This is a genomic window from Pseudomonas sp. AC169, assembly GCF_979258515.1.
Genome location: NZ_OZ409866.1, coordinates 3,633,323 through 3,654,526, shown reverse-complemented (window position 1 = coordinate 3,654,526; position 21,204 = coordinate 3,633,323). Strand labels below are relative to the sequence as shown.

Genomic DNA, 21,204 nt, shown 5'->3' with positions numbered 1-21,204 from the left:
ACGAAGGAGAAGCTGTATGCAAGTCAACATCAGTGGACACCAACTGGAAGTGACCCAACCTCTGCGTTCCTACATCGAGGAAAAACTCCAACGACTGGAGCGACATTTCGACAAGATCACCAACGTGCAGGTCACGATGTGCGTCGAAAAGCTGAAGCAGAAAATCGAAGCCACCTTGCATATTCCCGGCAGCGAAGTGGTCGCCAACGCAGAAGATACTGATATGTATGCTGCGATCGACTCACTGACCGACAAGCTGGATCGCCAACTCAAAAAGCATAAGGAAAAGACCCAGAGCCTCCTCCAGGGCGCAACCGGTCGATAACCCCCCATTCCATGATCCGACTTGAAAGTATCCTGACCCCCGGCCGTTCCCTCGTGAACGTGCCGGGCGGCAGTAAAAAGAAAGCCCTCGAACAAATTGCCAACCTGATCGCCCGCGAAGTGCCGGCTCTGGAGATGCAAGATGTCTTCGAGGCGCTGATTGCCCGTGAAAAACTGGGTTCTACCGGTTTTGGCAACGGCATCGCCATTCCGCATTGTCGCCTGAAGGGTTGCACTTCGCCCATCAGCGCGCTGATGCACCTTGAAGCCCCTATCGATTTCGACGCCATCGATGGCGCGCCGGTTGACCTGCTGTTCGTTTTGCTGGTCCCGGAGGCTGCCACCGATGCGCACCTGGAGTTGCTGCGTCAGATCGCCAGCATGCTCGACCGCAAGGAGGTGCGTGAAAAACTGCGCAGCGCGGCGAGCAACGAAGCCTTGTATCAGGTTGTCCTGGACGAGCAGAACGGGCACTAATCATGCGCTTGATCATCGTCAGTGGCCGTTCCGGCTCGGGTAAAAGTACCGCACTGGACGTCCTTGAAGACAACGGCTACTACTGCATCGACAACCTGCCGGCTGGCTTGCTGCCGGAACTGGCCGAACGCGCGCTGATTCACACTGAGCTGGCGCAGCCGCTGGTGGCCGTGTCAATCGATGCGCGCAACCTGCCGAGCCACCTGTCCCGTTTCCCCGAACTGCTTGAGGATGCCCGCAGCAAGCACATCCAGTGCGATGTCCTGTATCTGGATGCCGACGAAGAAACCCTGCTCAAGCGCTTTTCCGAGACCCGTCGTCGTCATCCCCTAAGCAACGCCAACCGCTCGCTGGCCGAGGCTATACAGGATGAAACCGCACTGCTCGGCCCTATAGCCGATCTCGCTGATCTGAAAATCAACACCACCAATCTGAACCTGTACCAGTTGCGCGACACCATCAAGCTGCGCTTGCTGAACCAACCCGAGCCAGGCACCGCGTTTCTGGTCGAGTCATTCGGTTTCAAGCGCGGCATGCCAGTGGATGCGGATCTGGTCTTCGATGTGCGCTGCCTGCCCAATCCGTACTGGAAGCCGGAACTGCGCGCGCAATCGGGTCTTGATGCGCCAGTGGCCGAGTACCTGGCCGCGCAGCCGGAAGTTGAAGAAATGTTTCAGGACATCTTCACCTACCTGCACAAGTGGCTACCGCGCATCGCCGCGAGCAACCGCGCCTACGTCACCGTTGCCATTGGCTGCACCGGGGGGCATCACCGCTCCGTCTACCTGACCGAACGCTTGGGTCAGGCCCTGCAGAAAACCCTGAAGAACGTCCAGGTTCGCCACCGCGACCTCACTTAAAGGATTCACACCGCGATGCCTGCTCTGGAAATCGAAATCATCAACAAGCTGGGCCTGCATGCCCGCGCATCGGCCAAGTTCGTCGGGGTGGCCGGGCAATATCCGGATTGCACGATCAGAGTGGGCCGCACGCCAGAGACCACGGTCGATGGCAAAAGCATCATGGCGATGATGATGCTGGCGGCTGGCAAGGGCACCAAAATCTATCTGAGTACTGAAGGACATCAGGAACAGGAAGCGCTGGATGCGCTGGTGGCGCTGATCAACAACTGCTTCGATGAAGGCGGTTGATCCGCCAATGAGGGAGCTTGCTCCCTCACCTTGTTCAGCCCAACGCGGTATCCATCACCATCATCAAACAAAACCCGATCAATAAACCAAGACTGGCCAGTTTGTCATGACCGTGGCGCCGTGATTCCGGGATGACCTCGTGGGTCACCACCAGCAACATCGCTCCCGCCGCCAGTGCCAGACCCAATGGCAACAACACCTGCGCCAGACTGACCAGCCAGGCACAAAGCAGGGCAAACACTGGCTCGACCAGACCTGAGGCTGCACCGATCAGGAACGCCTTGACCCGCGACATCCCCGCACCGGCCAATACCAACGCAATCACCAGACCTTCCGGTACATCCTGCAAGGCGATGCCCATGGCCAGACTGTCCGCATCCGGCATGCCGCCGCCGGCAGAAACGCCGACGGCCATGCCTTCCGGGATGTTGTGGGCAATGATGGCGAACACGAACAACCAGATGCGCGGCGGAATCACCGGATGCTCGACGGTGCCGACGAGCATTTCCGGTGAAGCACCGGAAACTTTGCGATCGACCAGATACAACCCGAAAGCACCGAGCATGATGCCGAAGCAGATCAGGCCGCTGGATGACCACGGTGTCAGGCCAAGGCTTTCGGCAGCAGCGATGCCCGGCACGATCAGCGAAAACGCTGTCGCCGCCAACATCACCCCGGCACCAAACCCCAGCAAGGTATCGCTGAGTGCCTGCGGCATGCGCCGAATCACCAGCACCGGGACCGCGCCAAGCGCCGTGCCGAGGGCGCAGATCGCGCCGCCCTGCAACGCTCGCGACAGTCTCGGTTCCAGATTCAGCCATTCCAGTCCGTGGGCAACCAACAAAGTCATACCCGCCAACAGCAACAGCGATCCCACTGCGTAACGAAACATACGCCCACTTCCGATCGCCAGTGTTTCAGTGCCCATAGTCAGCCTTGGATTGTTTTTATAGAAGACTTAAACCAGTGCGGCCTGATAGCGCGCAGCCACTTCAGGCCAATTGATCACGTTGTAGAACGCATTGATGTATTCCGGGCGACGGTTCTGATAACGCAGGTAGTAGGCGTGTTCCCAGACGTCGAGACCGAGAATCGGCGTGTTGCCGTTCATCAGCGGGCTGTCCTGGTTGCCGCTGCTTTCCACAATCAGTTTTTTCTCCGGGGTCACGCTCAGCCAAGCCCAGCCGCTACCGAAGCGGGTCAGCGCGGCTTTGGTGAAGGCCTCCTTGAAGCTGTCGAGCCCGCCCAGTTGCTCATCAATCGCCTTGGCCAGAGTGCCGTCAGGTTTGCCGCCACCGTTGGGCACCATCACTTCCCAGAACAGCGAGTGGTTGGCGTGACCGCCGCCCTGATTGATTACCGCCGCACGGAGTTTTTCCGGCAGCTCCTTGACACTGGCGACCAGTTTTTCCACCGGCCAGTCAGCGTATTCAGTGCCTTCCACGGCGGCGTTGAGGTTATTGATGTAGGTCTGGTGATGCTTGGTGTAGTGAATCTCCATGGTTTGCGCATCGATATGCGGCTCGAGAGCGTCGTAGGCGTAAGGCAAGGCAGGCAAGGTAAAAGCCATTTCAATGGACTCCATGGTGATGTGGGGCAGGCGCGCGACGCGCATTGCCGGTATCCGGGTGCAGCAGACGCTGGGTGCGCGGGTATTCGCCGTGTTCGCTGATGAAATTCAGCAGCTCTACATAGGTCTTGCTGCTCTGGCGCAACGCCGCCTCACGCAATGCCAGGCGCTGACGTTCGTCCTGCATGGTCTGCAACAGCCGTTGATGGATGGCGCAGAGGTATTCAGCGCTTTCCTCCGGCTGATTCAAGCGCAAGTGCAGGTCCGCCAGGTTGTGATGGGAGATGACGCAGGCCGCCACCGCTTCGTCGGCATCCGCCCAGCGTTCGAATAACACTTGCGCCAGGGCCAGGGCTTGCAGGTAAGCCTCACGGGCGTCGATCAGTTCGCCCAGCATGAAGCAGCGATTGGCCCGTTCGATCGTGCGTTTCCAGTGCTCCATGATGAGCCTCCAAAGCGGTTGCGGGGTTTACACGCCGCCGGCGGTGAGTTTCTCGGGATTGAGCAACTCTTCCAGTTGGCTGCGCGACAGATCGGTATGTTCCAGAGCAACGTCGATCACCGCGCGCCCTTCCTTGTAGGCCTGCTTGGCGATTTCGGCGGCTTTCTGGTAACCGATGATCGGGTTGAGCGCGGTGACCAGGATCGGGTTGCGCGACAACGCCTCTTTCAAGCGCGACTCGTTGACCTTGAAGCTGGCGATGGCTTTGTCGCCGAGCAAGCGGCTGGAATTGGCCAGCAGCTCGATGCTGCTCAACAGGTTCTGCGCGATGATCGGCAGCATCACGTTCAGTTCGAAATTGCCCGACTGGCCGGCGATGGTGATCACCGAGTCGTTGCCGATCACTTGCGCAGCGACCATGGCAGTGGCTTCCGGAATCACCGGGTTGACCTTGCCCGGCATGATCGACGAACCCGGTTGCAGGGCTTCGAGTTCGATTTCACCGAGGCCGGCGAGCGGACCGGAGTTCATCCAGCGCAGGTCGTTGGCGATTTTCATCAGCGACACTGCGGTGGCTTTAAGCTGGCCAGAGACGGCGACGGCGGTGTCTTGCGAGCCAATCAGCGCAAACAGATCCTTGCCCGGGGTGAACTGCACGTCGGTCAGTTGGCTTAACTGGCGGCTGAAACGTGCAGCGAACTCTGGATGCGCGTTGATCCCGGTGCCGACTGCCGTGCCGCCCTGCGCCAGGGATTGCAGACTTGGCAATAAATCCTGCAGATGACTGATGTTGGCCTTGAGCTGCTGCGCCCAACCGTTGAGCACCTGACTCATGCGCACCGGCATTGCGTCCATCAAATGTGTGCGACCGGTTTTGACATGGTGATGCACTTGCTCAGCTTTTTGCTCAATCACTTGCACCAGGTGCAGCAGCGCCGGCAGCAATTGTTCGTGCAAAGCCAGCGCCGCGCTGACATGGATGGTGGTCGGGATGATGTCGTTACTGCTCTGGCCGCAGTTGACGTGATCGTTGGCGTTGACCGGCCCATCGAGCAGGCGGCTGGCCAGGGTGGCGATCACCTCGTTGGCGTTCATGTTCGAACTGGTGCCAGAACCGGTCTGGAAGATATCCACCGGAAAATGCTGCATGAAATCGCCTTCGAGCAGGCCTTGTGCAGCATCGCTGATGGCTTTGCCCTGAGCGGCAGTGATCTGGTTGAGTTCGACGTTGGCGCGGGCAGCCGCAGCCTTGGCCAGGATCAGTGCGCGAATGAATTGCGTCGGCATTGGTTTGCCGCTGATCGGGAAGTTATCCACTGCGCGCTGGGTTTGCGCGCCGTAGAGAGCGTCCACCGGCACCTGCAGTTCGCCCATGCTGTCGCGCTCAATACGTGTCTTGGTCATCTGAAAATCCTTGCACCAGTTCAATAAGAGGAATCGAGGGAAGCAGTTCGCAAGTGGCGAGCTGCCAGGTGTAGCGTTGCCAGCGCTTGAGCCGGCATTTGCACAGGGAGAGGCGTTCCATTTCACGCAACGGGCGCCAGGCTTGATCGAGGCAGAGGCTGCGCCAGTGCCACGGCAGTGCGATGTCGGTGGCCGTGTCGAGCAGCAAACGGAAGGAGGTTTCGGCGACCGTCCAGGGTGAGGTCGCGGTGCAACAGGACAGATAGCGGCCTTCGGCGAGGTAGTGTTCGATCAGGCGCGGTTCGTCAGGATCCATAGCGCAACGGATCTGGCGACTCATCCAGCGCCAGCTTTCGAGGTACGGCTGCTCGTGCAAGGCAGAACTCATGATCCGGGGCTCATCCGATAATGAGATTTATTATTAGATGATAATGAGAACCAAAACAAGGGCGCCGAGCGATGCAGATTTCAGGGTGGGAGCGAGACTGCTCGCGAAGGCGTCGTGTCAGTCACCATGACGGTCGACAGTTAAACCGCTTTCGCGAGCAGGCCCGCTCCCACATGGGTTTCGTGTGAAGCCAATAAAAAAGGCGCGCTACCCGGTGGGGTGGCGCGCCTTTTGTGTGACAGTTGCAGTTTAGCTGCCCGCGACAGTCATCCGCTCGATCAACACCGAACCGGTGCGAATGTTGCTGCGCAACTCTAGGTCATTCCCCACCGCAACAATCTGCTTGAACATGTCACGCATGTTGCCGGCGATGGTCACTTCCTGCACCGCGAACTGGATTTCACCGTTCTCGACCCAGAAACCCGCCGCGCCACGCGAGTAGTCGCCGGTAACCATGTTCAGGCCATGGCCCATCAATTCGGTGACCAACAGGCCACGGCCCATGCGTTTCAACAGCGCCGCCTGGTCTTCATCACCATGGGTGACGAACAGGTTGTGCACGCCGCCAGCGTTAGCCGTGCTCGGCATGCCGAGTTTGCGCCCGGAGTACGTGCCGAGGATGTACGACACCAACTCGCCTTTTTCGACGAACGGTTTGGCATACGTCGCCAGACCATCACCGTCATAAGAGGCGCTACCCATCGCACGCATCAAATGCGGACGCTCGTCGATGGTCAGCCATTCCGGAAACAACTTCTGCCCCAGCGTGCCCTCAAGGAACGACGATTTGCGGTACAGGCTGCCACCGGATACCGCCGAGAGGAAACTGCCGAACAAGCCACCTGCCAACTCTGCAGAAAACAGCACAGGCACTTCACAGGTTGGCACCGGCCGCGCGCCCAGACGACTTGCCGCCCGTTGCGCAGCACGCTGGCCGATGCTCACAGGATCCGCCAGCAAGCTACCCTGACGGCTCACGTCATACCAGTAATCGCGCTGCATCTGCCCGTCAGCCTCGGCGATCATCACGCAACTCAGGCTATGCCGGGTCGACGCGTAGCCACCAATGAACCCGTGACTGTTGCCGTAAACGCGGCAGCCCTGATGAGTGCTGAGTGTGGTGCCGTCGGCGTTCTTGATCCGCGTATCGGCGTCGAATGCTGCCGCCTCACAGAGCAGAGCTTTCTCGATGGCTTGCTCCGGAGTGATATCCCATTCATGGAACAGATCGAAATCCTGCTGCTCGCGGGCCATCAGCGCAGCGTCAGCCAGACCCGAGGCTTCGTCTTCCGAGGTATGTTTGGCAATCGCCAGTGCGGCCGCGACGGTTTCGCGAATGGCGTCCGGTCCGGTGGCAGAGGTGCTGGCCGAGCCTTTTCGCTGGCCCACATACAGCGTGATGCCAAAGCCCTGATCACGGTTGAATTCTACCGTTTCGACTTCGCGCTGACGCACCGAGGTCGACAGACCCTGCTCGAGCGACACGGCTACTTCGCAGGCACTGGCGCCCTGACGCTTGGCTTCGGCGATGATCTGCTCGACTTGTTCCTGCAGTGCCGGCAATGCCTGCGGGCCGACGCTTTCAACTGCACTCATGCTCATCTCCACTCAAATTCTGCTTTCGGCTGGGGTCATCGAGCGACCGGGCCGGACAAGCGGCCCCCGACTGGTTATCATGGCGGCGTTTCTTTGCGGACTGCCACCATGGTTGATTCTTACGACGACTCCCTCGATACGGGAGAAAAAAGCAAATCTCAGGTCAAACGCGAGCTGCATGCTCTGGTTGACCTCGGCGAGCGCCTGACAACACTCAAGCCTGACTTGATCGCTAAACTGCCGCTGACCGACGCCATGCGCCGGGCTTTGGCGGATGCGCCCAAGCACACCGCGAACATCGCGCGTAAACGGCACCTGCAGTTCATCGGCAAACTGATGCGCGACCAGGACACGGACGCCATTCTCACGTTGCTCGATCAACTCGATGCCTCTACTCGTCAGTACAACGAGCGCTTCCACAATCTCGAACGCTGGCGTGATCGCCTGATCGCAGGCGACGACGCCGTGCTGGAGAAGTTCGTCGTCGAGTACCCGGACGCCGATCGCCAACAACTACGCTCCCTGATCCGTCAGGCTCAGCACGAGGTTGCGCAAAACAAACCTCCTGCTTCCAGCCGCAAGATCTTCAAGTACATCCGTGAGCTGGACGAGACTCAACGCGGTCTGCGTTGATATTCGCCACCGGGTGGTCGCCCTGCGCGCCACCCGAAGCTCCACCCTTTCTTATGCGCCCGTGCCGCCCACGGTGATCGCATCGATTTTCAGCGTCGGCTGACCCACGCCTACCGGCACCGACTGCCCATCCTTGCCGCACGTGCCCACACCGCTGTCCAGCGCCAGATCGTTACCGACCATCGACACCCGGCTCATCGCCTCGGGACCGTTGCCGATCAACGTCGCACCTTTGACCGGTGCGGTGATCTTGCCGTCTTCGATCAAGTACGCCTCACTGGTGGAGAACACGAACTTGCCACTGGTGATGTCGACCTGACCGCCACCAAGGTTGGCGCAGTAGATGCCCTTCTTCACCGAAGCAATGATTTCCGCCGGGTCGCTTTCGCCGCCGAGCATGTAGGTGTTGGTCATGCGTGGCATCGGCAGGTGTGCATAGGATTCCCGACGACCGTTACCGGTGCGGGCCACGCCCATCAGGCGCGCGTTGAGCTTGTCTTGCATGTAGCCCTTGAGTACGCCGTTTTCGATCAGCGTGGTGCACTCGGTCGGGGTGCCCTCGTCGTCGACGCTCAGCGAACCGCGACGGCCGCTCAAGGTGCCGTCATCGACGATAGTGCAAAGTTTCGAGGCAACCATTTCACCCATGCGCCCGCTGTAGGCCGAGCTGCCCTTGCGGTTGAAATCGCCTTCCAGACCGTGACCGACCGCTTCGTGCAGCAGTACACCCGACCAGCCCGAACCCAATACCACCGGGAAGGTCCCGGCCGGTGCCGGAATCGCCTCCAGATTCACCAGCGCCTGACGCAGCGCCTCGCGGGCGTAGCCCATGGCGCGGTCTTCGGCGAGGAAATAACGGTAGTCGGTACGCCCGCCGCCGCCATGCCCGCCACGCTCGCGACGGCCATTCTGCTCAACGATCACACTGACGTTAAAACGCACCAGCGGACGCACATCCGCCGCCAGCCCACCGTCGGTGGACGCCACCAGAATCCGCTCCCAGACCCCGGCCATGCTGACGCTGACCTGCTGGATACGCGGATCGAGCGCGCGGGTAGCCACATCGATGCGTTTGAGCAGCTCGACTTTCTCGGCGCGGCTCAATACTTCCAGCGGGTTGTCCGGCGCATACAGTTGCGCGACATCCTGCGTGGTGAACGCCTGCACCGTGCCGTTCTGCCCGGCCCGGGAGATCGAACGCGCGGCACGGGCCGCTGCGCCAAGGGCTTCGAGGGTGATCGCGTTGCTGTAGGCAAAACCGGTTTTCTCACCGGACTGCGCACGCACGCCGACGCCCTGGTCGAGGTTGAAGCTGCCTTCCTTGACGATGCCGTCTTCCAGCGCCCACGACTCGGAAATCTGCCCTTGGAAATACAGGTCGGCCGCATCGATGCCAGGACCGGCCAGATCACCGAGCACGCCTTGCAGGCTCTCGATCGTCACGCCGCCGGGCGCCAACAGGTGATCACTGACTGAGGACAACAACTCGCTCATAGGTTTACGCCTTAAATTCGTGTTCTGAAGCAGGCCGCTGTGCGCCCTGCGAGAAAAACCGCCGATGACGCGTCACCGGCATTCGCGCCCTGATGGACGCTTGTTCATTGCTATCGCGCTCGGCCAACAACACCGCTTCGCCTTGATCCTGACTCGCCAGCACGCGGCCCCACGGGTCGATGATCGCCGCGTGACCGAAGGTTTCCCGCGGTCCTGGATGGGTCCCGCCCTGCGCTGCGGCCAGCACATAACATTGTGTCTCGATGGCCCGCGCGCGAATCAGCACATCCCAATGCGCTGCGCCAGTCACCGCAGTAAACGCCGATGGAGCGGTGATCAGTTCAGCACCGGCAGCACGCAATTCACTGTACAGCTCCGGAAAACGCAAGTCGTAACACACGGTCAGACCGAGCCGACCCACCGGCGTATCGGCAACTACGACGCCACTGCCATAAGCATAGTCATCGGATTCGCGGTAACGCCCGCGATTGTCCGCCACATCGACATCGAACAGATGCAACTTGTCATAGCGGGCGACGATTTCGCCCTGATCATCGACCAGCAGCGAGCAGGCATTTGCCTTGGCCGTCGGCTGATCCACCGGCGGCAGCGGCAAGGTGCCGGCCACTATCCATAACTTGAGGTCGCGAGCGGTCTGTTTCAACCACGGCAGGATCGGCCCTTCGCCCATGGCTTCGGCGCGGCCGAGGTCAGCGATGTCGCGACGGCCCATGGCGGCGAAGTTTTCCGGCAGTACCGCCAGCTTCGCACCGCCGGCTGCAGCCTGTTCGAGCAGGCGCCGGGCCTGAGCCAGATTGGCCAGCACGTCGCTCTGACTGACCATTTGAATCACCGCTAAAGACATGGCGAACTCCGCAAGAGGTATGCGGCCATGCTACTCCATCGGTTCAGGGGCTGGCTGTTCAAAAAGGCTTGTCGAAGGTGATTTTCGGCTCTTTCCATGGGCCTTTGACGGTGTACTTCACACTGGCAAAGCGCGCCACGCGGTCACCGATCAGCTTGTCGATGAGAAACAAGGCACCGCCAACTGCCGGAGCGCCGACGATCAGCGCAGCGATCGGCAGGTTGTTGGTCACGGGCAACGTCACCAGCAACTTGGCATCGACCTTGTCGCCGACCAGATCCAGCGTACCGTCCAGCTCAAGGTTGCTCGAAGGACCGGTCAGACGGATCGGTTCGCGGGTCACGTAGACACCGTTGGTCGCGACCAGCAAACCTTTGACCCGGTCATAACTCAAGCCTTTGCCGAACAGATCAGAGAAATCCAGACGCAAACGGCGGCCGATGGAGTTGAAGTTGAGCAGGCCAAACACCCGCAACGCCTGCGCACCGCCCTCCACTTCAACAAACTGACCTTTGTTCAGCGACGCATCGAGCGTGCCGGAGAAACGCTTGGTCGCCAGCCATGCCGGTGAGCCTGGCCAGCGGCCATCGACGTCCATATGAAATTCTTCGCTGGTCACGCTCGGTGCAAAGCCCCAGCCCTTGAGGACATCGGCAAGGTTCTTGCCGCCAATCCGGCCTTTGAACCAACTGTTGGTTGCCCCCGGTGTACCCTCCCAACCGCCATTGCCCTGCAACAGGATGCCCTTGAGCCCCATGTCGAGGTTATTCAGCGCAATGCCTTTGGCGGTCGGTCGCACCTTCAGCGACCAGCCACCGACCAGATCCGGCCCCAAAAACAGTTGATTGATGGTGATATCCAGCGCCGGAATCTTCGTCGGATCAACCGACACCAACGGGTCTGGCGAATTCTCGTCAGCCTGCACCGTCGGGTCTGGCGCCGGCAGTTTCACATATTGCAGATTGACCGCAATCGGCACGCCTTTGGCGTCCGGCAGGCTCGCCGAGCCTTTGGCCTGCTGGCTGTCGAGGGACAGATTCCACGCGCCCGGCTTGCGATTGACCTGAACCGACGCCTGATCCAGCGTGGTTCCGAATGCCGTGAGCTTGCCGACCTTGAAATCAGCACTGTTGAGCAGTTGCTTGGCGCTGCCCCCCGGATCTTGCCCTGCGTACTTGTTAACCAGATCCTGCCACGGCGCGACGTCCAGTTCCGAAAGCACCCCGCGAATCCGCAAGCCTTTGGCGCCCGGCAGCACCGCTTCGCCGACACCGAGGAACAACTCGCCACGGCCCTCGGCAAAATTGCTCGGCGGTGCCGCAAAGGTGAAATTGGCCAGTTGATCGTAATTGACCCAATAACGCCGTTCCTGCCCCTGCAAGGTCATGCGGAACACGGTATCGCGCCCGACATCCGCCGCCATGCCGAACGGTGCTGGCAGATCCACTGCAACGCCTTTGAGATTGGAACTGACCATCAACTGACTGTCGATGCCGTCCAGATTCAATTGCAGCTGATACGGAATCGTCCCTGACACTGGCAATGGTTGCGTCACGCCCAGCCAGTCGGTGAGTTTCTTCACTTCGACCTGCCCGGACGCCGCGACGCGGGTCTTCAGTTTGCCGGGGCTACCATCGGCGAAGATCTGCGCAGTCACCGGCTTGTCGAATGCGCGCGCGGCGATGTTCTGCCCGCTGAGTCCTTTGGCGCTGTCAAAACGGAAATCGCCTTTGAGCTGAGTCAGCTCCAGCTTAGGCTCAGCCAGTTTCAGGCGGGCATTGGCGGTTTTGAAATCGACGAGGATTTTCGGCTGGTCGCCACCCTTGTCCAACGGGATATCGAGCTTGAGCTTGCCTTGCAGATCCCCCGCCCCTTCCCAACCGGCAAAGGTCTCACCGGTACCGATCGGTGCGTCCTGCAGGATTTTCAGGCCATCACCCAGACCGCCGGCAAAGCCGCCATCGAGATACATGTGCGTGTGTTGCCCGGCCGGCACGTGGGGAATATTGACGAAGACATCGCTGACCTGCGTGTCGAGCAACTGGCCCTTGCTGGCCCAGATCCGCACACCACTGTCCTCGATGAAGACGTCACCACTGACCTTGGTCACGTGCGGCCAACCCGGCTGGAACGCCAACTCTGCGTCGTGCACTTTGAAGAACAGGCTGATGCTGCGATCAGCCTCACCGGCATTCTTGTTCAGCGAACCTTGATACTGGAAGAAGCCCTGATCGACCGCGCCCTTGAGAATTGCCGTGCGCAGCCACTCGTCGAGCGCCGGACTGAGCACCTCGGGCAGGTACTTGGCCGTATAGCGGCCATCGCCATCGACCAGACCGACCCGCAGGTCCATGTAGTCTTCCTGGCTATGATCGAAATGCAGGCGAATCAGAAAGTCGCCGGCAATCTTGCCCTCTTCGCCCAGCACCTTCAGGTAAGGAGCGATCAGGGTGAAACCGTCTTTGTCGAGCTTCCAGGTCAGCCGCGCATTGGCCTGAATGTACTGCCATGGCTTGGCGAAAATCGGATCGAGGTGCAGGACAAAGTCCTTGCTGTCCATGCGCAGCTCGCCACCGTCGAGGTTACCGCTGAGGCTGCCGCTGACGTTTCGAGCCGCCGGTGCGCCGTGATAAGCGTCGAAACCGACATTGTCCAGATTGGTGGCGAAACTGAATTTGTTGCCGTCGGTGGCGTTGGGGCGGAAATCCAGCAGTACGTTACGCAGGCCACCGGTGACCTTCAGGTGATCGACGGCCGTGGCGAAACCTTGCGGCAGCGGCCCCAAGGCGTTCAGCAGTGGAGTGATCGGGGTCAGATCGAGACGATCCGCCTGCAAGTGCCAGACCTCTTCCACCTTGTCGGTCGCCCGGGTCTGCTTCAGTTGTACATGCGATTCCCAACGATTTTCGCCGAAATTCATCGCCAGTGAATCGAGGGTGAGGGTCGCGCCCTCGGCGCTGTTCGCGTAATACGCGTTGAGCGCCAGATTGTTGATCTGGATCGGCTTGCGATCGGCATAGGCGCCGATCAGTTGCGGCGCATTCAAACGGATCGTAGCACTTTGCAGCGTGCCTTTGGCCCAATTGACCCAAAGCTCGCCGCCGGCCTTGATCTCGGAAAAATTCCACTGCTGGGTCAGGCGTTCCGGCAACCACTTCGACCAGTCGCTTTGCGGCAGGCTGGCGTAACCGTCCACCACACTGTCCTGCCATTGCTCGGGACGGATCCGCGTGCGCAGGCTCAGTGCAACGGGCTGGCCATCCGGCAAGGTCAAACGCGCATCGAGCCGCTGACGGCTCGCGCCGGTTTTCAGATTGAGGCCGACATAGGTGAGGGTCAGCGGCGCGTGATCCTGAGGCTGCAAGGTCACCTGACTGTCGAGTACCGACAGTTGCTGAATCATCAGTGAACGATTGAACAGTTGCTGCGGATCGAGTGGCTGATCGTTCTGTACTGGCAGACCTTCCAGCGCCCAACTGCCGTCTTCGGCTTCCTTGAGGCTGATTTTCAGACCATTGAGTTCAAGATGCGCAATTCGGACTTCGCGCGCCAACAGGCTGGCCCAAAGATCCGGTACCGCGCGCACCCGGTCGAGACGCAGCGCATTCGCGCCGTCACCGACCATCACATCATGAGCCAACAGAATCGGCGCAAAACCGCTCCAGTTGCCCTCCAGTTCACCGATCTGCAGGGGCATGCCAAGGTCGGCACTGGCCTTGTCTTCAATGTCGGCGCGATATTCGGCCACCAACGGCGTCAGTTCGCGGCCGAGACTGACGTACAACGCCATCAATACCAAAACCAACGCGCACAGGCCCAGCCCCCAGCGGGTGATTGCGGCCAAAATGCGTGTCAGACGCTCCATGTCAGTCGGCTCCCATGGCAAAAATACTGCGAAAAGCTGAGGCCAGCCGCGGTGGAATAAAGGTGACGCAGGGGATCAGAGCAACACCACGTCATATTGTTCCTGGGAATACATGGTTTCCACCTGGAAGCGTATGGTGCGACCGATAAACCCTTCAAGCTCGGCGACGTTACCGGATTCTTCGTCGAGCAAGCGGTCCACCACTTTCTGGTTCGCCAGCACCCGATAACCCTCGGCCTGATAGGCCCGGGCTTCACGCAGGATCTCACGGAAGATCTCGTAACAGATGGTTTCCGCGGTTTTCAGTTTGCCGCGTCCCTGGCAACTGCTGCACGGTTCGCATAGCACTTGCTCCAGACTTTCCCGGGTACGCTTGCGAGTCATCTGCACCAGACCCAACTCGGTGATGCCGATGATGTTGGTTTTGGCGTGATCGCGCTCCAGCTGTTTTTCCAGGGTGCGCAGCACTTGGCGCTGATGCTCCTCATCTTCCATGTCGATGAAGTCGATGATGATGATCCCGCCCAGATTGCGCAGGCGCATTTGCCGGGCAATCGCCGTGGCCGCTTCGAGGTTGGTCTTGAAGATGGTTTCTTCGAGGTTACGATGACCGACGAAAGCCCCGGTGTTCACATCGATGGTGGTCATGGCTTCCGCCGGATCCACCACCAGATAGCCACCGGATTTCAGCGGCACCTTGCGTTCGAGGGCTTTCTGGATTTCGTCTTCGACGCCATACAGGTCGAAAATCGGCCGTTCACCTGGATAGTGCTCCAGACGATCGGCGATTTCCGGCATCAGTTCGGCGACGAACTGCGTGGTTTTCTGGAACGTTTCCCGGGAATCGATACGAATCTTCTCGATCTTCGGGTTGACCAGATCACGCAGCGTGCGCAGCGCCAGACCAAGGTCTTCGTAGATCACGCTCGGCGCGGAGATGGTTTTGATCTGTTCGTTGATCTGATCCCACAGACGACGCAGGTAACGGATGTCCATGAGGATCTCGTCGGCGCCGGCACCCTCGGCGGCGGTGCGCAGAATGAAACCGCCCGCCTCCTTGATGCCTTCTTTGGCCACGCAATCGCTGACCACCTGCTTGAGGCGTTCGCGCTCGGCTTCGTCTTCGATTTTCAGCGAGATGCCAACGTGGGCAGTACGCGGCATATAGACCAGATAGCGCGACGGAATCGACAATTGCGTAGTCAGGCGCGCGCCTTTGGAACCGATCGGATCCTTGGTGACTTGCACCACCAGGCTTTGGCCTTCGTGCACCAGCGCGCTGATACTTTCGACCGCCGGGCCTTCGCGCAGCGAAATTTCGGCAGCGTGAATGAATGCCGCGCGATCCAGACCGATGTCGACGAATGCCGCCTGCATACCCGGCAGCACACGGACGATCTTGCCTTTATAGATGTTGCCGACGATCCCGCGTTTTTGTGTGCGCTCGACGTGGACTTCTTGCAGCACACCGTTTTCGACCACCGCCACGCGCGACTCCATCGGCGTGATGTTGATCAGAATCTCTTCACTCATGGCAGGATCTCGTTCAGGCGTGTTCACGATAATGGCCGCATCTGGATTCGTACGACGCTTATTGCGCGTTCAGGTTTTGCCAACAGGGTATGCCGAAATGGCCTAACAGTTCTGCGGTTTCGCAAACGGGTAACCCGACCACCGCCGAATAGCTGCCATTGAGCCCGGCGACAAACACCGCGCCGAGCCCCTGAATGCCATAGCCGCCGGCCTTGTCCCGCGGTTCGCCGCTGGCCCAGTAGGCAGCAGCCTCATCCGCGCTGATCGGCCGGAACCGCACCAGACTGCGCACCACCCGCGACTCGCAGCGCTCGCCTTCGAGCACGGCGATGGCGGTCAGCACTTCATGCTCCTTGCCGGACAACATCATCAGCATGGCGCATGCGTCGGCTTCGTCCACCGGTTTGCCAAGAATTTTGCCGTCCAGCACCACAGCGGTGTCGGCACCCAGCACGCAGAATGGCTGCGCGGACACGAGCGTGCGACGCCCGGCCTCGGCTTTGCCACGCGCCAGCCGTTCGACATAAGCCGAGGGCGATTCTTCGGGTAATGGGGTTTCGTCGATATCCGCACTGATGGCGGAGAACGGAATGCCGATCTGCGTGAGCAATTCACGGCGACGCGGCGATCCGGAGGCGAGGTAAAGCGGCTTCATCAAAACATCTCCCTGTTCAGTGCCCAGCTTCACCGGCTCAATTGATTTTGTAGCGTCGGCGCAATCCGCGTAGGGCGAAACTGATCCAGGGCCAGAGCAAGGCGCTGACCAGTGCCGGCAGGACCAACGCCAGCGTGGGCTGACGGTTGCCAGTCAAGGCACTGAGCCATAGCTGCGCGAGTTGCGCGAGGCCGAAGATCACCAGGATTACCAGGCACTGCTGCCACATTGGAAACATGCGCAGGCGCTGTTGCAATGACAGGACGAGGAACGTGATCAACGTGAGGATCAGCGCGTTCTGCCCGAACAGATCACCTTTGAGCACGTCCTCGGCCAGCCCCAGGCAGAACGCCGTGACCATGCCGACGGTGTGCGGCATGTACAAAGCCCAGAATGTGAGCAACAAGGCGAGCCACAGTGGACGCAGGATTTCCATGAATTGCGGCAATGGTGACACGCTGAGCAACAAGCCGACGATGAAGGTCAGCCAGACGATCCAGCCGTTCCGCGATGCGGTAGCCCCGACCATTATTCTTGTCTCCCGGTTGTGGCCGGCGCCGTAGCTGGCGGCTTGGCGGGTGGTTTGCCGGTGGCTGGTGCAGAGGCCGGAGGCTTGGTCGCCGCCGGAGCAGTTGCAGGCGGCTTGCTCGCCCCCGGTTTGACCGGCGTCGCGGCGGGCACTGCAGCGGCAGGTGCCTGCTCGGCAGCTGGCGTTGCAGCCGGCGCCGGCATGACCAGCGGTCGCGAAACGTTGACCGGCTGCATCGGGCCGCCGCCATGTGCGTCGAGATGTTCCTGAGCTATCGCCGCATCGTTGGCGCGCTCTTCGGCGGTGCGACTGTCACTGAACACCAGCAACAGGTAGCGGCTACGATTGAGCGCAGCAGTCGGTACCGCTCGAACGATTGCGAACGGCTGGCCGGAATCGTGGATCACTTCCTTGACCGTGGCCACCGGATAACCGGCCGGGAAGCGCTGGCCAAGACCGGAGCTGACCAGCAGATCGCCTTCTTTGATATCGGCCGTATCGGCAACGTGACGCAACTCCAGACGCTCCGGGTTACCGGTGCCGCTGGCAATCGCCCGCAGACCGTTGCGGTTCACCTGTACAGGAATGCTGTGAGTGGTGTCGGTCAACAACAATACACGGGAGGTGTAAGGCATCAACTCGACCACTTGCCCCATCAGACCGCGCGCATCGAGCACCGGCTGCCCCAGCACCACACCGTCGCGCTCACCTTTATTGATGATGATGCGATGGGTAAAGGGGTTGGGGTCCATGCCGATCAACTCGGCCACTTCGACCTTTTCATTGACCAGCGCAGAGGAATTGAGCAACTCGCGCAGCCGAACGTTCTGCTCGGTCAGTGCGGCAAGCTTTTGCATGCGACCCTGATACAGCAGGTTTTCGGTTTTGAGTTTTTCGTTTTCGGCGACAAGTTCGGTGCGACTGCCGAACTGGCTGGCAATACCTTCCCACAGCCGTCCGGGCAGGTCGGTGATCCAGTAGGCGTCCATCAGCACCAGCGACGCTTGTTTGCGCGCGGGTTTGAGCAGGTCGAAGCGGGCATCGACCACCATCAGCGCGACCGACAGCACGGCCAGCACCAACAGGCGCACACCCAACGAAGGGCCTTTGGCGAAAAGCGGTTTAATAAGCCGCTCCTCCCAGGCAAATGTTCTGTTTATTCATACGGCATCAAACCGGCCTGGATGAAGACTGACAGAAGATAAACGCCAACAGGCAGCACTGCAAAGTGCTGCCTGCGCGCTCACCCACGTATTGCACCCGGCGACTTATTCGCTGGAGAGCAGGTCCATGGTGTGCTTATCCATCATTTCCAATGCACGGCCACCGCCGCGAGCAACACAGGTCAGCGGATCTTCGGCAACGATCACTGGCAGACCGGTTTCCTGGGCCAGCAACTTGTCGAGGTCACGCAGCAGCGCGCCACCACCGGTCAGCACCAGGCCACGCTCGGCGATGTCGGAAGCCAGTTCCGGCGGCGATTGCTCCAGTGCGCTTTTCACAGCCTGAACGATAGTGGCCAGAGACTCTTGCAGAGCTTCCAGGACTTCGTTGGAGTTCAGGGTGAATGCACGTGGAACGCCTTCGGCCAGGTTGCGACCGCGAACGTCGACTTCGCGAACTTCGCCACCCGGGTAGGCCGTACCGATTTCCTGCTTGATGCGCTCAGCGGTGGATTCACCGATCAGGCTGCCGTAGTTACGACGCACGTAAGTGATGATCGCTTCGTCGAAGCGGTCGCCGCCAACGCGCACGGATTCGGCATAGACCACACCGTTCAGGGAGATCAGCGCGATTTCAGTGGTACCACCACCGATATCCACGACCATCGAGCCGCGCGCTTCTTCTACCGGCAGGCCGGCACCGATCGCAGCAGCCATTGGCTCTTCGATCAGGAACACTTCACGGGCACCGGCACCAAGGGCCGATTCACGGATGGCACGACGCTCAACCTGAGTGGATTTGCATGGAACGCAGATCAGCACACGAGGGCTAGGCTGCAGAAAGCTGTTTTCGTGAACCTTGTTAATAAAGTATTGCAGCATCTTTTCGCAGACACTGAAGTCGGCGATCACGCCGTCCTTCATCGGACGAATGGCAGCAATGTTGCCCGGCGTACGGCCGAGCATGCGCTTGGCTTCGGTGCCGACAGCGACGACACTTTTCTGGTTACCGTGTGTCCGAATGGCCACAACCGATGGCTCATTCAGGACGATACCGCGCTCGCGCACGTAAATAAGGGTGTTGGCAGTGCCCAGGTCAATGGAAAGATCGCTGGAAAACATGCCACGCAGTTTCTTGAACATGGGAAAGGGACCCTAGGCAACGCGTGGGTAAAAAAGTGCGGCAAACTCTAACAACGACAGGGATTTTGGGCAAGGCGCCAATATGTTAAATTGGCCGCTTTTCTGTGCACCAAGCCCCACAATCGCGGCCTTATGACCGTAGAAGTGCGGTAGTGTTCCGACAATCTAACACACGGACGCCGTCCGTTCTGTTTTCCACAGGAGAATCCCGATGGCGCTAGAACGCTCCGACGTGGAAAAAATCGCTCATCTGGCCTGCCTTGGCCTCAATGATGCCGATCTTCCACACATTACTTCCGCTCTCAACAGCATTCTCGGTCTGGTCGACGAAATGCAGGCTGTTAATACCGACGGAATCGAGCCTCTGGCCCACCCGCTGGAAGCCAGTCAGCGCCTGCGCGCCGACGTCGTGACCGAGAGCAATCACCGCGAGGCCTACCAGTCCATCGCACCAGCGGTCGAAAACGGCCTGTATCTGGTTCCGAAAGTCATCGACTAAAGGGAAAGAGCCTGCAATGCATCAAATGACTCTGGCCGAGATCGCCCGCGGTCTCGCCGATAAAAAGTTTTCCTCCGAAGAGCTGACCAAAGTCCTGCTGGCGCGTATTACCCAGCTCGATCCGCAGCTCAACAGTTTCATCAGCCTCACCGAAGAGCTGGCCCTCGAGCAGGCGAAAGCCGCCGATGCCCGCCGCGCCAACGGTGAGAGCGGCGCCCTGCTCGGTGCGCCGATCGCTCACAAAGACTTGTTCTGCACTCAGGGCATTCGCACCAGCTGCGGCTCGAAGATGCTCGACAACTTCAAAGCCCCGTACGACGCCACCGTGGTCGCGAAGCTGGCTGCTGCCGGCGCCGTGACCCTGGGCAAGACCAACATGGACGAATTCGCCATGGGTTCGGCCAACGAGTCGAGCTGGTACGGCGCGGTGAAAAACCCGTGGAACCTGGAACACGTACCGGGCGGTTCGTCGGGTGGCTCGGCGGCGGCGGTTGCCGCTCGTCTGTTGCCAGCGGCGACGGCCACCGACACCGGTGGTTCGATTCGTCAGCCGGCGGCATTCACCAACCTCACCGGCCTGAAGCCGACCTATGGTCGCGTTTCGCGCTGGGGCATGATCGCTTACGCCTCCAGCCTCGATCAGGGCGGCCCGTTGGCACGTACTGCCGAAGACTGCGCAATTTTGTTGCAAGGTATGGCCGGCTTCGATCAGAACGACTCGACCAGCATCGATGAGCCGGTGCCGGATTACTCCGCCAGCCTTGGCGATTCGCTGCAAGGCCTGCGCATTGGCGTGCCGAAGGAATACTTCAGCGCCGGTCTCGACCCGCGCATCGCCGAGCTGATCCAGAACAGCATTAAAGAGCTGCAGAAGCTCGGTGCCGTGATCAAGGAAATCAGCCTGCCAAACATGCAGCACGCGATTCCTGCGTACTACGTGATCGCCCCGGCAGAAGCCTCTTCCAACCTGTCGCGTTTCGACGGCGTGCGTTTCGGTCATCGCTGCGAGCACCCGAAAGACCTGATCGACCTGTACAAGCGCTCCCGTGGCGAAGGCTTCGGCCCGGAAGTCCAGCGCCGGATCATGGTCGGTGCCTACGCGCTGTCCGCCGGTTACTACGACGCCTACTACCTGAAAGCGCAGAAGATCCGTCGCCTGGTGAAGAACGATTTCATGGCTGCTTTTAATGAAGTCGACATCATCCTCGGCCCAACCACGCCGAACCCGGCCTGGAAGCTTGGCGCGAAGAACAGCGACCCGGTTGCTGCCTATCTGGAAGACGTCTATACCATCACCGCCAACCTCGCCGGCCTGCCGGGCCTGTCGATGCCGGCCGGTTTTGTCGACGGTCTACCGGTTGGCGTGCAGTTGCTTGCGCCGTATTTCCAGGAAGGTCGCCTGTTGAACGTTGCCCACCAGTATCAGCTCAACACTGACTGGCACACCCGCACCCCAACCGGCTTCTGAGGAGA

The 21,204-nt window shown here is 60.0% G+C and carries 21 protein-coding genes; 7 read left to right on the top strand and 14 right to left on the bottom strand.

Features of this window, described 5'->3' with window-relative positions:
- Window positions 1-16 precede the first annotated feature (16 nt).
- Genes hpf through ACZZ0G_RS16340 form a run of 4 tightly spaced genes read left to right on the top strand, consistent with a single transcriptional unit; the run spans window position 17 to window position 1,952 of the window.
- The gene (hpf, locus tag ACZZ0G_RS16355; RefSeq protein WP_007912419.1) at window positions 17-325 is read left to right on the top strand and encodes a ribosome hibernation-promoting factor, HPF/YfiA family; all 309 of its coding nucleotides are present in this window, start codon (window positions 17-19) and stop codon (window positions 323-325) included.
- Window positions 326-336: 11 nt separating this feature from the next.
- Window positions 337-801, top strand: coding sequence for a PTS IIA-like nitrogen regulatory protein PtsN (gene ptsN / locus ACZZ0G_RS16350; RefSeq protein ID WP_463556814.1), 465 nt, complete (start codon window positions 337-339; stop codon window positions 799-801).
- A 2-nt stretch (window positions 802-803) separates the two neighbouring features.
- A complete protein-coding gene (gene rapZ / locus ACZZ0G_RS16345; protein ID WP_463556813.1) occupies window positions 804-1,661 on the top strand; it encodes an RNase adapter RapZ in 858 nt (285 codons plus the stop codon).
- Window positions 1,662-1,676: 15 nt separating this feature from the next.
- The gene (locus tag ACZZ0G_RS16340) at window positions 1,677-1,952 is read left to right on the top strand and encodes an HPr family phosphocarrier protein (protein ID WP_463556812.1); all 276 of its coding nucleotides are present in this window, start codon (window positions 1,677-1,679) and stop codon (window positions 1,950-1,952) included.
- Window positions 1,953-1,986: 34 nt separating this feature from the next.
- On the opposite strand, the gene ACZZ0G_RS16335 is transcribed toward ACZZ0G_RS16340, so the two are convergent.
- From ACZZ0G_RS16335 to pmbA, 6 genes are all read right to left on the bottom strand, one after another.
- On the bottom strand, window positions 1,987-2,880 hold the full coding sequence (locus tag ACZZ0G_RS16335) for a ZIP family metal transporter (protein ID WP_463556811.1): 894 nt from the start codon (window positions 2,878-2,880) through the stop codon (window positions 1,987-1,989).
- Window positions 2,881-2,910: 30 nt separating this feature from the next.
- Window positions 2,911-3,522, bottom strand: a complete 612-nt coding sequence (locus ACZZ0G_RS16330) for a superoxide dismutase (RefSeq protein WP_463558863.1) — start codon at window positions 3,520-3,522, stop codon at window positions 2,911-2,913.
- Between the two features lies 1 nt (window position 3,523).
- The gene (locus ACZZ0G_RS16325) at window positions 3,524-3,964 is read right to left on the bottom strand and encodes a hypothetical protein (protein ID WP_016984162.1); all 441 of its coding nucleotides are present in this window, start codon (window positions 3,962-3,964) and stop codon (window positions 3,524-3,526) included.
- Between the two features lie 27 nt (window positions 3,965-3,991).
- The gene (locus ACZZ0G_RS16320; RefSeq protein WP_463556810.1) at window positions 3,992-5,368 is read right to left on the bottom strand and encodes a class II fumarate hydratase; all 1,377 of its coding nucleotides are present in this window, start codon (window positions 5,366-5,368) and stop codon (window positions 3,992-3,994) included.
- Window positions 5,349-5,756 carry a FagA protein gene (locus ACZZ0G_RS16315; protein ID WP_159812153.1) on the bottom strand — a complete coding sequence of 136 codons (408 nt, stop codon included), beginning with the start codon at window positions 5,754-5,756 and terminating at the stop codon, window positions 5,349-5,351. Before ACZZ0G_RS16315 ends, ACZZ0G_RS16320 begins: the two co-directional genes overlap by 20 nt.
- Before the next feature lie 249 nt (window positions 5,757-6,005).
- Complete coding sequence (gene pmbA, locus ACZZ0G_RS16310) at window positions 6,006-7,352, bottom strand: metalloprotease PmbA (RefSeq protein WP_463556809.1); 1,347 nt, start codon at window positions 7,350-7,352, stop codon at window positions 6,006-6,008.
- Window positions 7,353-7,460: 108 nt separating this feature from the next.
- On the opposite strand from pmbA, the gene yjgA reads away from it, so the two are divergent.
- Window positions 7,461-7,985, top strand: a complete 525-nt coding sequence (yjgA, locus tag ACZZ0G_RS16305) for a ribosome biogenesis factor YjgA (protein WP_007915377.1) — start codon at window positions 7,461-7,463, stop codon at window positions 7,983-7,985.
- Between the two features lie 51 nt (window positions 7,986-8,036).
- Here yjgA and tldD read toward each other — a convergent pair whose 3' ends face one another.
- The 8 genes from tldD to mreB form a co-directional block, all read right to left on the bottom strand.
- Window positions 8,037-9,479 (bottom strand): metalloprotease TldD, encoded by a 1,443-nt coding sequence (gene tldD / locus ACZZ0G_RS16300; RefSeq protein WP_160055865.1) that lies wholly within the window; start codon window positions 9,477-9,479, stop codon window positions 8,037-8,039.
- Between the two features lie 4 nt (window positions 9,480-9,483).
- The gene (locus tag ACZZ0G_RS16295) at window positions 9,484-10,344 is read right to left on the bottom strand and encodes a carbon-nitrogen hydrolase family protein (protein WP_463556808.1); all 861 of its coding nucleotides are present in this window, start codon (window positions 10,342-10,344) and stop codon (window positions 9,484-9,486) included.
- Window positions 10,345-10,402: 58 nt separating this feature from the next.
- Window positions 10,403-14,209: a YhdP family protein gene (locus ACZZ0G_RS16290; protein WP_463556807.1), complete on the bottom strand. Its 3,807-nt coding sequence runs from the start codon at window positions 14,207-14,209 to the stop codon at window positions 10,403-10,405.
- 75 nt (window positions 14,210-14,284) lie between these two features.
- Complete coding sequence (gene rng / locus ACZZ0G_RS16285) at window positions 14,285-15,742, bottom strand: ribonuclease G (RefSeq protein WP_034154470.1); 1,458 nt, start codon at window positions 15,740-15,742, stop codon at window positions 14,285-14,287.
- A 58-nt stretch (window positions 15,743-15,800) separates the two neighbouring features.
- Window positions 15,801-16,397, bottom strand: a complete 597-nt coding sequence (locus ACZZ0G_RS16280) for a Maf family protein (protein ID WP_463556806.1) — start codon at window positions 16,395-16,397, stop codon at window positions 15,801-15,803.
- 37 nt (window positions 16,398-16,434) lie between these two features.
- Window positions 16,435-16,926, bottom strand: coding sequence for a rod shape-determining protein MreD (mreD, locus tag ACZZ0G_RS16275; protein ID WP_122597927.1), 492 nt, complete (start codon window positions 16,924-16,926; stop codon window positions 16,435-16,437).
- Window positions 16,926-18,053 carry a rod shape-determining protein MreC gene (mreC, locus tag ACZZ0G_RS16270; RefSeq protein ID WP_122597926.1) on the bottom strand — a complete coding sequence of 376 codons (1,128 nt, stop codon included), beginning with the start codon at window positions 18,051-18,053 and terminating at the stop codon, window positions 16,926-16,928. Before mreC ends, mreD begins: the two co-directional genes overlap by 1 nt.
- A 141-nt stretch (window positions 18,054-18,194) precedes the next feature.
- Window positions 18,195-19,232, bottom strand: coding sequence for a rod shape-determining protein MreB (gene mreB / locus ACZZ0G_RS16265; protein ID WP_002555108.1), 1,038 nt, complete (start codon window positions 19,230-19,232; stop codon window positions 18,195-18,197).
- A gap of 211 nt (window positions 19,233-19,443) precedes the next feature.
- Between mreB and gatC the strand changes: the two genes are divergently transcribed.
- Together gatC and gatA are read left to right on the top strand one after the other, a co-directional pair.
- Window positions 19,444-19,731, top strand: a complete 288-nt coding sequence (gene gatC / locus ACZZ0G_RS16260) for an Asp-tRNA(Asn)/Glu-tRNA(Gln) amidotransferase subunit GatC (protein WP_007915356.1) — start codon at window positions 19,444-19,446, stop codon at window positions 19,729-19,731.
- Between the two features lie 16 nt (window positions 19,732-19,747).
- The gene (gene gatA / locus ACZZ0G_RS16255; protein ID WP_463556805.1) at window positions 19,748-21,199 is read left to right on the top strand and encodes an Asp-tRNA(Asn)/Glu-tRNA(Gln) amidotransferase subunit GatA; all 1,452 of its coding nucleotides are present in this window, start codon (window positions 19,748-19,750) and stop codon (window positions 21,197-21,199) included.
- Window positions 21,200-21,204: the final 5 nt, after the last annotated feature.